Origin of the sequence: Nonomuraea sp. NPDC003804 (assembly GCF_040610675.1) — a bacterium.
Classification (GTDB): Bacteria; Actinomycetota; Actinomycetes; order Streptosporangiales; family Streptosporangiaceae; genus Nonomuraea.
The window spans coordinates 1-14,118 of the sequence record NZ_JBEXMT010000025.1 but is presented as its reverse complement, the minus strand read 5'-3'; the positions used below and the strand labels follow the sequence as shown (position 1 = coordinate 14,118).

General features: G+C 72.6%; 11 protein-coding genes. 8 read left to right on the top strand and 3 right to left on the bottom strand.

Annotation, left to right across the window (positions count from 1 at the left end):
* Positions 1 to 24: 24 nt before the first annotated feature.
* Complete coding sequence (locus tag ABZX22_RS30320; protein WP_354915238.1) at positions 25 to 648, top strand: DUF305 domain-containing protein; 624 nt, start codon at positions 25 to 27, stop codon at positions 646 to 648.
* Positions 649 to 799: 151 nt separating this feature from the next.
* Here the strand turns inward: ABZX22_RS30320 and ABZX22_RS30315 are convergent, their stop codons facing one another.
* On the bottom strand, positions 800 to 1,639 hold the full coding sequence (locus tag ABZX22_RS30315; protein ID WP_354915235.1) for a LysR family transcriptional regulator: 840 nt from the start codon (positions 1,637 to 1,639) through the stop codon (positions 800 to 802).
* Positions 1,640 to 1,744: 105 nt separating this feature from the next.
* On the opposite strand from ABZX22_RS30315, the gene ABZX22_RS30310 reads away from it, so the two are divergent.
* The 7 genes from ABZX22_RS30310 to ABZX22_RS30280 all read left to right on the top strand — a co-directional run bounded on the left by ABZX22_RS30310 (position 1,745) and on the right by ABZX22_RS30280 (position 10,578).
* Entirely contained in the window at positions 1,745 to 2,470 is a 726-nt protein-coding gene (locus tag ABZX22_RS30310; RefSeq protein ID WP_354915232.1) for an SDR family NAD(P)-dependent oxidoreductase, read from the top strand.
* Positions 2,467 to 2,760: a zinc-binding dehydrogenase gene (locus tag ABZX22_RS30305; protein WP_354915229.1), complete on the top strand. Its 294-nt coding sequence runs from the start codon at positions 2,467 to 2,469 to the stop codon at positions 2,758 to 2,760. Before ABZX22_RS30310 ends, ABZX22_RS30305 begins: the two co-directional genes overlap by 4 nt.
* 727 nt (positions 2,761 to 3,487) lie before the next feature.
* Positions 3,488 to 4,420 (top strand): nitroreductase family protein, encoded by a 933-nt coding sequence (locus tag ABZX22_RS30300; protein WP_354915226.1) that lies wholly within the window; start codon positions 3,488 to 3,490, stop codon positions 4,418 to 4,420.
* A gap of 31 nt (positions 4,421 to 4,451) precedes the next feature.
* Positions 4,452 to 6,287, top strand: a complete 1,836-nt coding sequence (locus tag ABZX22_RS30295; RefSeq protein ID WP_354915223.1) for an NAD(P)H-dependent oxidoreductase subunit E — start codon at positions 4,452 to 4,454, stop codon at positions 6,285 to 6,287.
* Positions 6,284 to 8,968 carry a formate dehydrogenase subunit alpha gene (gene fdhF / locus ABZX22_RS30290; RefSeq protein WP_354915220.1) on the top strand — a complete coding sequence of 895 codons (2,685 nt, stop codon included), beginning with the start codon at positions 6,284 to 6,286 and terminating at the stop codon, positions 8,966 to 8,968. The genes ABZX22_RS30295 and fdhF overlap by 4 nt, the downstream gene beginning before the upstream one ends.
* A 115-nt stretch (positions 8,969 to 9,083) precedes the next feature.
* Entirely contained in the window at positions 9,084 to 9,353 is a 270-nt protein-coding gene (locus tag ABZX22_RS30285) for a DUF1876 domain-containing protein (RefSeq protein ID WP_354915570.1), read from the top strand.
* Between the two features lie 145 nt (positions 9,354 to 9,498).
* Positions 9,499 to 10,578, top strand: a complete 1,080-nt coding sequence (locus tag ABZX22_RS30280; RefSeq protein WP_354915217.1) for a YbdK family carboxylate-amine ligase — start codon at positions 9,499 to 9,501, stop codon at positions 10,576 to 10,578.
* Between the two features lie 116 nt (positions 10,579 to 10,694).
* On the opposite strand, the gene ABZX22_RS30275 is transcribed toward ABZX22_RS30280, so the two are convergent.
* A complete protein-coding gene (locus ABZX22_RS30275) occupies positions 10,695 to 11,057 on the bottom strand; it encodes an isoamylase early set domain-containing protein (protein ID WP_354915214.1) in 363 nt (120 codons plus the stop codon).
* Between the two features lie 191 nt (positions 11,058 to 11,248).
* A complete protein-coding gene (locus ABZX22_RS30270; RefSeq protein WP_354915211.1) occupies positions 11,249 to 13,762 on the bottom strand; it encodes a cation-translocating P-type ATPase in 2,514 nt (837 codons plus the stop codon).
* Between the last annotated feature and the right edge of the window lie 356 nt (positions 13,763 to 14,118).

Genomic DNA, 14,118 nt, shown 5'->3' with positions numbered 1-14,118 from the left:
CGGAGGGATGACATGAAACGCTCCATGACCGTGGCGACGCTGACAACCGCAGCTGTGGCAACCGCCGTAGCGGTGAGCGGAGGCGTCCTCGCCACCGCCGACCGCCGGCCGGTACCCACCGCCACGGCCGCCGGATGGCAGCAGCCCTGCCGGCCGATGGGAGCAACGCACCGGATCGTGGCGGACGACGAGGCCGACTACCTGGCCCAGATGGTGGCCCACCACCAGGAAGCGATCGAGGCGGCCCGCCAGCTGCAGCGCTCAGGCCGGGCGGAGATGCGCACCCTCGGCGCGTCCATCGTCAGGACGCAGACCGCCGAGATCACCGCCATGAGAACCTGGCTGGCCACGTGGTACCCAAGCCGGCAGGCAGTGCCCTACCGGCCGATGATGCGCGATCTGTCCAAGCTGTCGGGGGACGCGCTTGACGAGACGTTCCTGCAAGACATGATTCCCCACCACATGGTGGCGGTGATGATGTCCCAGCAACTGCTCATGCACGGGCGCGTCCAGCACCGGGAAGTCGCCGACTTCGCCCGCACGGTACGCGACAGCCAGCACGCTGAGATGTTCCAGATGCAGCGCTACCTCGCCGACTGGTTCGGCACCGGCTGGCGGATGCCCTGCGCCCCGCGGGCCGGCGCCTAACTGTTGCCGGCCATGACGTTGTCGTCGGTGGTGGTCACGGCTGAACATCGTCAATCCGGCATGAGCGGTCGGATCTTGTCGCCAGTCGCTGACCGGAAGACGATATTGCTGTGACCAGCGGGAGAACCTCGGATTGTGCAGGGGATATCGGCTAGAGGCGTGTCGCGGTGCGGACGAGGTCGGCGACGGCTTTGGATCTGCTGTGGGGTGGCCAGGCGATGACGGTCGTGACGGCCGGTGCGTCCGGCACCGGCACGATGGCGTGGTCGTCGCGTAGCTGGTCTCGGAGCGACTCGGGTACGACGGCGCAGGCCAGTCCGAGCGTGATCAGTTGGAACAGTTGGGTATGGTCGCGCACCTGCGGGCCGGGGCCGTCCGGATAGCCGCCATCTCGTCCAGGCCAGCGCGGCAGGGGCAGGTCCGTCTGGGCGTTGACCTCCACTAACGACAGATGCGCCCGGTTGGCGAGGGGATGACCCTTGGGCAGGACCACGACCTGCTGTTCGGTGTGCAGATCCTCGGTGTCGAATCCGGCTGTCGTGTCGTAAGGCCGGTGGAGCAGAGCAACGTCGGCACGCCCGGTGCGCAGCAGACTTTCCGGCTCGCCCGGCCCGCACAACATCACCTCGACTGCCACCGAGCCCGGTTCAGCGGCGTAGGCGTCCAGAAGCTTCGACAACAGTTCCCTGGACGCTCCGGCCTTGGCGGCCAGCACCACACCCGGCTGGTCGCCCGCGGCACGGCGGGTTCGCCGCTCGGCGGCTTCGACCGCGTCGAGCGCGGTCCGGGCTTCCCGCAGCAGCACCGACCCGGCCTCGGTCAAGGCGATGGCGCGAGTAGTGCGGTGCAGCAGAACGACTCCGAGTCGCCGTTCCAGCTGCTGGATCGCCCGCGACAGTGGTGGTTGCGCCATCGCGAGCCGTTGTGCCGCCCGCCCGAAGTGCAGCTCCTCGGCGACGGCGACGAAGTATCGCAACTCCCGCGTCTCCACCCGCTCATCGTATCCGGCGCTGACCACGACCAATACCCGTGCGGTATCGCCGCCCACCCGACCGGTCTTGGACGCCCCACCCGAGTCCGCAACATGATCGACGGTATGAGTGAACGGACGATTGCGCTGGTGACCGGCGCGAACAAGGGAATCGGATACGAGATCGCCGCTGGCCTGGGCGCGCTCGGCTGGCGAATCGGTGTGGGCGCGCGCGATCGGCAACGCCGCGACACCGCGGTGGAGAAGCTGCGCGCGGCCGGGACCGATGCGTTCGGTGTGCCGCTCGACGTGACCGACGACGCAAGTGTGGCCGCGGCGGCCGAGCTGATCGCCGGCCATGCCGGAGGGCTCGATGTTCTGGTCAACAATGCCGCGATCACCGGCGGCGTGCCGCAGACACCTACCACGGTCGATCCCGCGACCGTGCGAGCTGTCGTGGAAACCAACGTGATCGGGGTCATCCGGGTCACCAACGCGATGCTGCCGATGCTGCGCGACTCGGCATCACCACGGATCGTCAACATGTCCAGCAGCGTCGGCTCGCTCGCCCTGCAAACCACACCCGGCATCGACATGGGCCAGGTTCCGGCCGCCTACTTGGCCTCGAAGACCTTCCTCAACGCCCTCACCATCCAATACGTCAAGGAACTGGGTGACACCAACATCCTGATCAATTCTGGCTGTCCCGGTTTCACCGCCACCGACCTCAACGGCTTTCGCGGCGTCCGTACACCACAACAGGGCGCGGCCATCGCGATTCGCCTCGCGACCCTGCCCGACGACGGACCGACCGGCGGATTCTTCGACGACGCCGGAACGGTGCCCTGGTGACGGGCACACCGGTGCCTGCCATTCCCGTTCCCGAGGTCAGCCGCGCGTCGTGCATCGAAGGAGAAGCAAGACAATGGCCAAGGCAGTCAGCCGCGAGGTACGGAGTCAAGACAGAACCCGGAACCAACGCCAGACCGGGCGCCGAGGTACTTGCCGAACTGGCCGCCCTGATCGCCGACGGACACCTCGAAGTCCCGATCGCCGACGTCTACCCGCTGACGCAGGTCCGCCAGGCATACACCGAACTCGAACGCCGACACACCCACGGCAAAATCGTGCTCAGACCCTGACCGGCACCATGCAACGCAGCGCGCTCAAGGCTCTGCTCAACCGCAGGATGATCCCCGTCGGGACTGTCCGGTCGGCCACCTGATTGGCCGCGACTACCCGGACGACACATCCGATATCCGGCAGATCCGCAAGCAAACCACGCACTCGCGCACGCTGCCTGCACCTCGACCAGGGCCGCGAAGACCGGTTCCAGTTCCGTGGCCGGGTCGACGGCGTAGTCGACCGGATCAGGTCGTCAAGGTCAGTAGCAGGAGGACCACCACCGCGACGGCCAGCAAGACAACCCACCCGGGATGCCTGGCGAGCCGAGCGGACCAGCTCCTCGAACGCGTTCGGTGCAGAGCCGCCTGCGGTGCGAGATCGCTGATGAGCCTCACTCGGTGGACGAACGCCGGATCCTCCCTGACCAACCCTGCCTCGATCCGTGCCAGGCTGTGCCGCTCACCCCACGTCAGGTCATCCATGGCCATCACCGCCACATCGCCGGGGCGCCGCCGTTGAATGGATCCCCCCATCCGAACGGTAAATGATCGCATGACGGTACGGACGGGCGGAAAGTCCGCGATCGGTGGGACCAAAGTCCCACCTCGCGGAGATCTTCCAACCGTCTGTGCCGGCATCATGCCCCGCCCTGGGCGGCTGACGGTGACAGGACAAGGACCTTTGGCCCTGACCGCGGAGTGTGGCCGGTGATTGGCTGGATGGACACCGGTGGAGGTGGTCGGCATGCGGTCGGAGGCGATACAGGCGGCGTTGCAGGCCGCGACGTGGGCGCCGTCGGTGCACAACAGCCAGCCGTGGACGTTCGCGGTGTACGGCGAGGAGATCTGCGTGCGCGCTGACGCCGATCGCAGGCTGCGGGTGAGCGATCCCGAGGGCAGGGAGATGCTGATCGGCTGCGGCGCGGCTTTGTTCAACATCCGCGCGGTGCTGCGCGAGCGGGGGTGGGCCCCGGTGACGCGGGTGCTGCCGGATCCGGATCGGCCGAACCTGCTGGCGACCGTGCGGCCGGGCGAGGCGATGGTGACCGACGAGGTCAGCCGCCTGCTGTACGGGGAGATCGAGCATCGGCGCACGCACCGGGCGGGGTTCGCCGCCGTGCCGGTTCCCGATCGGCTGGTGGAGGCCCTGGTACGGCAGGCGGCGGCCGAGCGGGCCAGGCTGATGCCGGTCGGCCAGGAGGCGGGCGTGCGGATGCTGGCCGCGGTGACGCAGGCGGCGCAGGCTGCCCGACCGCAGGATGCCGAGGCCCGGCGGTGGGCCCGCCCGCCGGGCAGCGCGCGCCGGGACGGGGTGCCGGCCGACGCCTATCCGCGTGAGCCCGCCGACACCGGGTTCCCGCAGCGTGACTACCCGTGGGGCATCGAGGGCGAGCAGTCGGCGGTGGCGACCGGGGTGGTCGCGGTGCTGACGACGGCGAAGGACGGCAGGTCGGAGTGGATCGCGGCGGGTCAGGCGTTGCAGCGGGTGCTGTTGTACGCGTGCGCGTACGGGGTGAGCGCGGCCTTCCACACGCAGGCGCTGGAGGTGCCGCTGCTGCGAGAGTTCTTGCGTGAGGAGCTGTGCGGAGGCGCCTACCCGCAGATGATCATGCGGTTGGGGTTCACGTCCGAGGCCACGCGTGGTGTCCGCCGTCCGCTCTCGGAGGTTCTCGACTGAGGAGCGGCTGGCCGAACCGGATGGGGGGACGATGGGCGCGGATGCGGGTTTCGACGCTTTCCGCGCGCTGGCCGCCCGGCGCGGGCGCGCCGGCGTCCGGCTGGTGGAGTCGCTGTCCGAGGCGGCGAAGAGCGGCGCACACGGCGGCCCCGGCGGGTGGGCGCCCGAGGTGGCCAGGCGATACGGCCTGCCCGCCGCGGCAGGACTCGGACCGGCCACCTTCTACGCCGACCTGGTCGCCCGGCACGGCCGTCGCCACGTGCGGGTGTGCACCGCCGCCGCCTGTTTCGCCGCCACCCTGGGCCGGCATGTCTCCGGTGTGGAGCAGGCGCTCGGCGTCGCCGCCGACTCGGCCCGCGCCGACGGGCAGGTCTCGCTGCAGACCGTGCGCTGCCTCGGCTACTGCTACGCCGGTCCGGCCTGCCTCGACGGCGAGACGGCCTGCACCGGGCCGGCGCTGGCCGATCAGCTGTGTGGCCGGGCCGAGCCTCAGGCGCCGCCGATCCCCTTCGCCGACGCCACCGGTGATCCGGTCGTCCTGGCGGGAGTCGTGGCCGGGGAGCAGGCCTGGCGGGTGTGGCCGGAGGTGGTGCGCACGTGGACGCCCGAGCAGCTGCGCGCCGAGGTGGCGGCCTCCGGCCTGCGCGGCCGGGGCGGAGCGGGGTTCCCGGTGGCCGCCAAGTGGGCCGCCGCGGCCGGCGCGGTGTCCGGCGCGGTATCCGGCGCGGTATCCGGCGCGGTGTCCGGGTCGGTTTCCGGGAAAGCGGTCAGGTCACCGGGCAGGAGGGGTGAGGACCCGGCGGCCAGGTCAGCGGACAGGCCGGGGGAGGGCACAGCGGATCCAGCGGCGGTTCCGGCGGCTCGCACGGTGGTGGTGGCCAACGGAGACGAGGGCGACCCTGGCTCCTACGCCGACCGGCTGCTGATGGAAGCCGATCCGGATCGGGTGCTCGAAGGGCTGGCCCTGGCCTGTTTCGCCTGCGGGGCAGGCCGTGGCGTCGTCGTGGTGCGTTCGGAGTACCCGCGGGCGCGGGCGCGGATGCGGGCGGCGGTCGATCGGACGCGCGCCGACGGGCATCTGGGGCGCGCGGTTCACGGGAGCGGCGTCGACCTGGACATCGAGGTCGTCGAGGGCGCGGGATCGTACGTCACGGGCGAGGAGACCGCGCTGATCGCGGGTCTCGAAGGCGGGCGCGGCACCGCGCGCCCGCGCCCGCCGTACCCCACCCAACGGGGCCTGTGGGACGCCGCGACGGTGGTCAACAACGTCGAGACGCTGGCCGCGGTCCCGTGGATCGTAGGACGGGGCGGGGCCGCCTACGCCAGGCGCGGGACCAGGCCGGAAACCGGCACGAAGCTGGTCTGCCTGTCGGAGAGGTTCGCCAGGCCCGGCTGCTACGAGGTCGAGCTCGGGACGCCCGTGGGTGACATCGTCGCCGGGCTGGGCGGTGGCCTGCGGGACGGCGCCGAGCTGAGCGTGCTGCAGGTGGGCGGGCCGCTGGGCGGCTTCCTGCCCGCCGGTGGGCTGGACGTGCCGCTGACCGACGCCGAGCTGTCCCGCCGTGGCGCGGCGCTGGGGCATGCCGGGCTGGTCGCCTTCGACGCGCGGGCGGAACCTGAGCAGGTACTGCGGCACGTGTGGGAGTTCGCCGCCGCCGAGAGCTGCGGCGCCTGTTCCCCCTGCCGGGTCGGCTGCCGCCGCGGTCTGGACCTGGTGACGGCCGGGGCGCCGGCCGGGCAGGAGTACGCCCGGCTGCTGCGGGTGATGGGGGCGGCCAGCCTGTGCGCCTTCGGCCGGCGGGTTCCCGCCGCCGTGCGCAGCCTGGTCCGGGCTTACGGCGAGCGGCTGCGGGGGTGGAGCGGGTGAGGGTCACGGTCGACGGGACGGCCGTCACGCCGGCCGACGGGGCGTCGGTGCTCGACGCGGTGCGCGCGGCCGGCGTGGAGCTGCCGAGCCTGTGCCACGACGACCGGCTGAGCCCGGCCGGCTCCTGCCGTACCTGCCTGGTGAGCTGCGGCGGCGCCGTGGTGGCCGCGTGCGTGACCCCGGCCGCGGACGGCGCGGTGATCGAGGTGGCCGCCGAGGAGCCGCGGACGCTGCGCCGCGAGGCGGTGGAGCTGATCGTCTCGGCCCTGCCGCCGTACGCCCTGGACGGCGGCGCGGAGGCGACCGAGCTGACCCGCGTCTGCGCCGCCCTGGGCATCGGCCCTGAGGCGGCCCGGGGCCCGGCCGGCCGGGGCGTCGACGACAGCCATCCCTACATCCGTCTCGACCGGGATCTGTGCATCGCCTGCGGGCGGTGCGTGCGGATGTGCGCCGAGGTGCAGGGCACCTTCGCCCTGACACTCGCCGGCCGGGGCTTCGACACGGTGGTCGCGCCCGGCACCGGCGGCTCGTGGGCCGGCTCCGACTGCGTCTCCTGCGGCGGCTGCGTCGACTCCTGTCCCACGGGGGCGCTGACCGAGCCGGGACTGCCGCTCGGCGCCAGGGCGTCCATCGCCACCAGGACCCGCACGACGTGCGGCTACTGCGGAGTCGGATGCTCCCTGGAGGTGCTGACCAGGGACGGCGAGGTGGCGGCCGTCCTGCCAGACCGGGACGGCCCGGTCAACCGCGGCCACGCCTGCGTCAAGGGCCGCTTCGCCCACGGCTTCCGCCGCTCGCCCGAACGGCTCACCCGGCCGCTGCTGCGGCGCGGCGGCCGCCTGGAGCCGGTGAGCTGGGCCGAGGCGCTCGACCATGTGGCCCGCGGCCTGCGCGAGGCCGTCGCCTCGGGCGGTCCGGACGCGGTGGCGGCGATCTCCTCCGCGCGGGCGACGAACGAGGAGAACTACCTGGTCCAGAAGTTCATGCGGGTCGCCATCGGCACCAACAACGTCGACAACTGCTCCCGGCTCTGCCACGCCCCGTCCGCCGCCGGGCTGACCGCCGCGTTCGGCCTGTCCGGCGGTACCGACGGCTTCGACGACGTCGAGCGGGCCGACTGCCTGCTGGTGGTCGGCGCGAACCCGGTCGAGGCGCACCCCGTCATCGGCGCGCGCCTGCTCCAGCGTGTCCTGCGAGGGGCACGGCTGGTCGTCGCCGACCCGCGATCGGTCGGCCTGGCCCGCCATGCCGACGTGCACCTGCGCCCCCGGCCAGGCACCAACGTCGCCCTCTTCCACGGGCTGGCGCACGTGCTGCTCGCCGAGGGCCTGATCGACGAGGAGTTCCTGCGCCGCCGCGCGAGCGGCCTGCCGGAGCTCACCGCGCTGCTGGCCGGCTACCCGCCGGAGCGGGTGGCCGCCGTCACCGGTGTCCCGGCCGCAGACGTGGTCGCGGCGGCCCGCCTCTACGGGCGGGCCGAACGGCCGGCGATCGTCTACGGCCTGGGCGTCACCGAGCACCTGCACGGCACCGACGGCGTGCGCGCGCTGTCCAACCTGGCGATCCTGCGCGGCGCGGTCGGGACCGAGCGCGGCTACGGCGTCAACCCGCTGCGCGGCCAGAACAACGTCCAGGGCGCCTCCGACATGGGAGCGCTGCCCGATCTGCTGCCCGGGTACGGCAAGGTCACCGATCCGGCCGCGCGGGCCAGGGCCGAGACGGTGTGGGGTGTCCCCGTCCCGGCCCGTCCAGGCCTGCGCATCCCGGAGATGTTCGCGGCCGCCCGCGCGGGGAAGCTGAAGGCGCTGTGGATCATCGGCGAGGACGTGTGCGCCACGGACCCCGACACCACCCGCGTCGCCGCGGCCCTGGAGGCCTGCCCGCTGGTCGTCTGCGACGAGCTGTTCCTGTCCGAGACCGCCGAACGCGCCGACGTCGTCCTGCCCGTGGCCTCCTGGCTGGAGAAGGACGGGACCTTCGTCAACTTCGACCGCCGGTTCCAGCGGGTGCGCCCCGCCCTCGACCCGCCGGGGCAGGCCCGCGCCGACTTCGCCGTCGTCCACGCCCTCGCCGCGGCCCTCGGCGTCGAGCTCGGCTGCCGGACGCCTGCCGAGGCGCTGGCCGAATGCGGGCGGCTCGCGCCCGTCTTCGCCGGGCTGTCCCACGAGCGGCTGGATCGGGAGGGCGCCATCGCCTGGCCGTGCCCCGACCCCGACAGGCCGGGGCAGGCCAAGCTCTACCGGGAGCGGTTCGCGACGCCGGACGGGCGCGCCCATCTGGCCGCCTGCCCCTACCTGCCGCCGGGCGAGACGCCCGACGACCGCTACCCCCTGATCCTCGTCACCGGACGCCGATGGGCGCACTACAACTCCGGCAGCATGACCCGCCGTACCGGCAACATCCGGCTCGACCCCGACGACCGGCTCGATCTCCACCCCGCCGACGCGGCCAGGTACGGCCTGCGCGAGGGCGAGCCCGTCACGGTCGAGAGCCGCCACGGTCGCGCCGTCCTCACCACGCGCATCAGCGACGAGACGGTACCCGGGCAGGTCTTCTGCGCCTTCCACTTCCCGTCCAGCGGGGTCAACAGCCTGACCTCCGGCCAGGCGGACACCGTGACGTCGTGCCCGGAGTACAAGGTCACCGCCGTGCGCCTGGGCGGCGGGAGGTGCGGGAGGTGACCTTCGCCGCCGCACCCGGGGCCTTTCGCCTCTTGGCAGGCGGCTCGCAGCGGGGGTGGATGGGAGTGAAGTCTCCATCGTGGAGAGCCGACACCTGGCTGAGGAAAGCGGCACCATGAAAGCCAAACAGTGGACCGTGCAGATCTACATCGCCGAGGACGGAGACGACACCACGGCGAAGGCCGAACTCATCACGAGGGAGGGCACGCATCTGTCCGGAACCGGCCGGGCGCGGCGCAATCCGACCGATCCGTCGATCCCCGAGATCGGTGACGAGCTCGCGGCCTCGCGCGCACTCGCCGATCTCGCCGACAAGCTGGCCGTCGTCACACAGCGCGACATCGCCCGCTTCGTGGACGCTCCGATGCCCAAATGGTCGTGGTGAACAGCCGTGCCTGCTCACCATCCGCGCGGGACATCGTCGTCGCGGCCGCCACGCTGACGAACGGGACGGACGGCCGGGCTCTTCGGCGCCGGATCCGGGACCTCAGCCCCCTGTACGGAACGTTCCAGACGCCGATACTGGAGTCATGACACGGTCGGACCCCGGCGCGTTCCCGCTGACGTTGGGGGTCGAGGAGGAGTTCTTCCTCCTCGACTCGGACACCGGCGTGCTCGCTCCCATGGCGACGCAGGTACTGGCCGGTCTCGACGGCCACGACGGCATCAAACCCGAGGCTCTGCGCTATCAGCTCGAGACGGTCACCGGCGTCTGCGCGACGATCGACCAGGTAGAGGGGGAGGTCGCCCGCCGGCGCGTGATCGCGGCGACGGCGGCAGAGCAGGTCGGCTGCCATCTGGTGGCCTCCGGGGTCGCACCGGGATTCCTTCCGGACCTGGTGCCCCTCACCGACCATCCGCGCTACCGGCGGCTGGCCCAGCGCTATCCGCGGCTGGTGGCCACGACCGGCACCTGCGGGTGCCACGTGCACGTCGGCGTCCCGTCGCGCGAGCTGGGACTGCAGGTGATCGGGCGGTTGCGGCCATGGCTGGCGACGCTGCTCGCCATCAGCGCCAACTCGCCCATCGCCGGACACCGGGACACCGCCTGGGCGAGCCGGCGGTACCTCCGCTGGTCGCGATGGCCGTCGGCGGTGGCCCCGCGTGCCTGGCGCGACGTCGAGGAGTACGACGCCGAGGTGCGCGAGCTGGTCAGGACCGGCAAGATCCTGGACGAGCGCTCGGCCTACTTCCACGCCCGGCTGTCACCCCGCTACCCGACCGTCGAGGTGCGCGTCATGGACACCTGCCTCAGCGTCGACGACACCGTGCTCGTCGCCGCGCTGGTGCGGGAGCTGATGGCCGCCGCCGTGGCGGACATCCGGGAGGGCGTGCCCGTCACGCCGCTGACCGACGACCAGGTGGCCGCGGACCTGTCGGCCGCCGCCCGGCACGGGCTCGGCGCGGCGGCCGCGCTGCCCGACCGCGTCGCCCTGGCCGAGCCGGTCTGCACGCTGCTGGCCGCCTTCGTCCAGCGCGGCACCGGCGCGGACCGGCAGCGGGCCTTGTGGCAGCGGGCCGGCACGCTTCCCGCGTTCGCCAAGCTCATGGCCGAGGCCACGCTCGGCTCGGCGGTCGCCGCCCTGTCCCGCGGCACCTGCCTGGTCTGACCACCAGCGCGCCCTGGCCCCCTATGTCTGGAAGGGCCGGCCGCCGTCGCGGTGCCAAGCCGGCCGCCGTCGCGGCACCGAGCCGGACGGCGACCGGGCGACGATCACACCGCGCCTCAGGCCGACACCGGCTCGGGCTCGTCGCTGCTGTCCTTGCTGTCCTTGCTGTCCTTGGCGGCCGGACGGCCGGCGTCCGAGGCCGGGACGTGGAGGATGCCGCCTCGCGCGTCGTACTCGTCGGCCTGCGGGTCGTCGAACCAGATGCCGCCGTCCCGCAGGTAGCGGAAGGCGAAGGTGAGCCCCTGCGGCACCGTCACGGTGACGGCGTGCCGGCCGTCGGGGCCCTTGGTCATCGGGTGGACGTAGGGGTCCCAGTCGTTGAAGTCGCCGACGACTGAGACCGGCCCGGTGACCTCGCCGGGCAACGAGAAGGTGATCGCGACCATGGCATTCTTGTCCGGCTTACCGCGCGAGATCATCTTTTCCCCCTGCATGCAGTGATGACTGGTGATGTCTCCTGCCGTCGTACGGCAGTCCGCGTACCCGGACAACGGAGCCACGCCGTCCATGACAGGCTCTTGACCGCGAAAGCACGTTCATCCCCGATTCCGGGCTTTTCGCCGCTGCCGGACGTCACCTCGCCCGCGAACGGTCCTACCCACCGCCGACGTCACTTCCGCGATCGGTGCAGGATCCGGTCCAGGCGCGCGGCGGCGTAGCCGAGGACCGACAGCGCCGTGACGATGAGGAGATCGCCCGCGGCCAGCGGCTCGGTGCCGAGCAGCTCTTGCAGGGGCGGCAGGTACAGCCCGGCCAGTTGCAGGACGAAGGCGCCCGCGACGGCGAGCAGCAGCAGCGGGTTGGCCAGCGAGCCCGGCCGGGTGCGGGAGCCGAGCGCCACGCCGAGCTGGGCGGCGCCGAGAGCGAAGAAGATCATGCTCTGCCAGGGGCGGCCTGTCTGGTAGGCCCACACGCCGACACCGAGGCAGACCGCGGTGAGCACGACGGCCACGCGGACGACGCGTTGCCACAGCCCGGCGCCCAGGATGCTCTGCGACGGCGGACGGGGCGGTGTCGCCATGGCCTGCGGGATGGCGGGCTCGCCGCCCAGCGCCACCCCGGGCAGCCCGTGGGTGAGCAGGTTGATCCACAGGATCTGGGCGGGCAGCAGCGGAAGCGCGAGGCCGACGGCCGGGCCCAGCAGCATGACGGCGATCTCGGCCGCGCCGCCGGACAGGCCGTAGACCAGGAAGCGGCGGATGTTGGTGTAGACCCGGCGACCCTCCTCGACCGCCGCCACCACGGTGTTCAGGTCGTCGTCGGCCAGCACCAGATCGGCGGCCTGGCGGGCGACCTCGGTGCCGCGCCTGCCCATGGCCACCCCGATGTCGGCGCGGCGCAGGGCGGGCCCGTCGTTGACGCCGTCGCCGGTCATGGCGAGGATCTCGCCGCGTTCGCGCATGCTCTGGACGAGGACCAGCTTCTCCTCGGGGGTGGCCCTGGCGTAGACGGCGGCGTTCTGCCCGTCGAGCCCCTCGGCGGCGCGGCAGTCGACCACGGCGTCGCCGGCGTCGATGATGCCCAGGTCGGTGGCGATGGCGCGGGCCGTACCCGGATGGTCGCCGGTGATCAGGACCGGCCGGATGCCCGCCCGCCGGCACGCGGCGATGGTCGCCGCCGCGGCGGCGCGCGGCGGATCCATGATCGCGACGAGCCCGAGCAGGGACAGGCCCCGCTCCTCGGCGTCCTGCGGTACCTCGGCCAGGTCGGCCCTGGCGACGGCCAGCACCCGGTAGCCGGCCCGGGCGAGCTCGTCGGCCCGCGCTCTGGCCCTGGCCAGCAGGGCGGGCTCGTCCACGAGGGCAGCCGCGTGGAGCAGCGCCTCAGGGGCGCCCTTGCACAGCACCACGGCGCCCCGGCCACCGGCCCGCCGGTGCACGGTGGTCATGCGCTTGCGCCCGCTGTCGAAGGGAATCTCGGCGTACCGGGGCAGGCCGCGCTCCAGTTCCGGACGGCGCAGGCCCGCCTTGGCCGCGGCCGCGAGCAGCGCCGCCTCGGTGGGATCGCCGATCGCGATCCACTCTCCCCCGTCGCCGGCGGACAGGGTGGCGTCGTTGCACAGCGCGGCCGCGGTCAGCAGGCCGGTGAGGCTCCGGTCATCGAGGGTCCCCTCCCGGGTGATCTCGCCGTCCGGCCCGTAGCCCGAGCCGGAGACCGCCGCCTCACCGGCGGGTGTCCACAGCCGCCTGACCACCATGCGGCCCTCGGTCAGCGTGCCGGTCTTGTCGGTCGCCAGCACGGTCACCGAGCCCAGCGTCTCCACCGCGGGCAGCCTGCGCACCAGCGCGTTGCGGGCGGCCATCCGGCGGGCGCCCAGCGCCAGGCTCAAGGTCACGACGGCGGGAAGCGACTCCGGTACGGCGGCGACCACCAGGCTGATCGCCGTGATCACCATCAGCTCGATCGGCTGGCCGCGCACCAGCCCCAGGGCCAGCACCAGCGTGCACAGCAGGACGGTGACACCGGCCAGCAGGCGACCGACCCCCATCAGGCGCCGCTGCAGCGGGGTCAGGCCCGACCCCTGGGCCATCAGGGCGGCGATCCGGCCGGTCGCGCTGGCCACGCCGGTCGCGCCGGCCACCGCCCGCCCACGGCCCCGCACCACGACGGTTCCGGACGACACCTGCTCCTCACGCGCCTTCTCCACGGGGACCGACTCACCGGTCAGGGCCGACTCGTCGACGAGCAGGGCCGCCGACTGCGTCACCCTGGCGTCGGCGGGCACGATGTCGCCCTCGGCCAGCACCAGGAGGTCGCCCACCACCACGTCGGCGGCCGGCACGTGCTGCTCCACGCCGTCCCTGATCACCCGGGCGGCCGGGGCGGTGAGCCGCGTCAGCGCCGTGATGGCGCGGTCGGCCCTGATCTCCTGGCTCACGCCGACCGCGGTGTTGACCACGATCACCAGCATGATCACCGTCGTGTCGCTCCAGTCGCCGGTGACGATGGTCAGCACCACGGCCACCAGCAGCACCAGGATCAGCGGATCGCGCAGCTGGGACAGGATCCGGCGCCACAGCGGCACCGGGGGCTTCTCCGGCAGCAGGTTCGGTCCGTCGCGATCGAGGCGGGCAGCCGCCTCGGCCGATGAGAGCCCGCGGGGCGCGGTGGTGGTCGCCGACATCCTGCCCGTCCTCCGGTGTCTGCGTCGAGTGTCTCCGTCGAGTGCCTGGCACGTGATCTCAGTCTTCGGCGTGCCGCGCGGCCTGAACAGGGACGAAGGTCCCCGATACCCGGCCGTGCGAGGTGGCGTGCCGCACACCGGCGGGACCGCCGGGCAGCGAAGAGCACGCCGAGGGTGACCCCTCGCCGCGCTGCTGAGAAGATGTGAAACGTGCCTGATCCACTCATGCCGAACATGCGACTCGACGAACTGCTGGCCGAACTCCAGGTCCGGTTGAACGCCGTGCTGGCCACCCGTGACCGGGTGCACGCGTTGCTGGACGCGGTGGTGTCGGTGGGCAGTGACCTGGATCTGGA

What these genes read in the sequence shown, in the direction of transcription:
- ABZX22_RS30275 (WP_354915214.1), bottom strand. Translation starts at nt 11,057, where the DNA reads ATGATCTCGCGCGGTAAGCCGGACAAGAATGCCATGGTCGCGATCACC.
- ABZX22_RS30270 (WP_354915211.1), bottom strand. Translation starts at nt 13,762, where the DNA reads ATGTCGGCGACCACCACCGCGCCCCGCGGGCTCTCATCGGCCGAGGCG.
- ABZX22_RS30320 (WP_354915238.1), top strand. Translation starts at nt 25, where the DNA reads ATGACCGTGGCGACGCTGACAACCGCAGCTGTGGCAACCGCCGTAGCG.
- ABZX22_RS30300 (WP_354915226.1), top strand. Translation starts at nt 3,488, where the DNA reads ATGCGGTCGGAGGCGATACAGGCGGCGTTGCAGGCCGCGACGTGGGCG.
- ABZX22_RS30280 (WP_354915217.1), top strand. Translation starts at nt 9,499, where the DNA reads ATGACACGGTCGGACCCCGGCGCGTTCCCGCTGACGTTGGGGGTCGAG.
- ABZX22_RS30285 (WP_354915570.1), top strand. Translation starts at nt 9,084, where the DNA reads ATGAAAGCCAAACAGTGGACCGTGCAGATCTACATCGCCGAGGACGGA.
- ABZX22_RS30295 (WP_354915223.1), top strand. Translation starts at nt 4,452, where the DNA reads ATGGGCGCGGATGCGGGTTTCGACGCTTTCCGCGCGCTGGCCGCCCGG.
- ABZX22_RS30310 (WP_354915232.1), top strand. Translation starts at nt 1,745, where the DNA reads ATGAGTGAACGGACGATTGCGCTGGTGACCGGCGCGAACAAGGGAATC.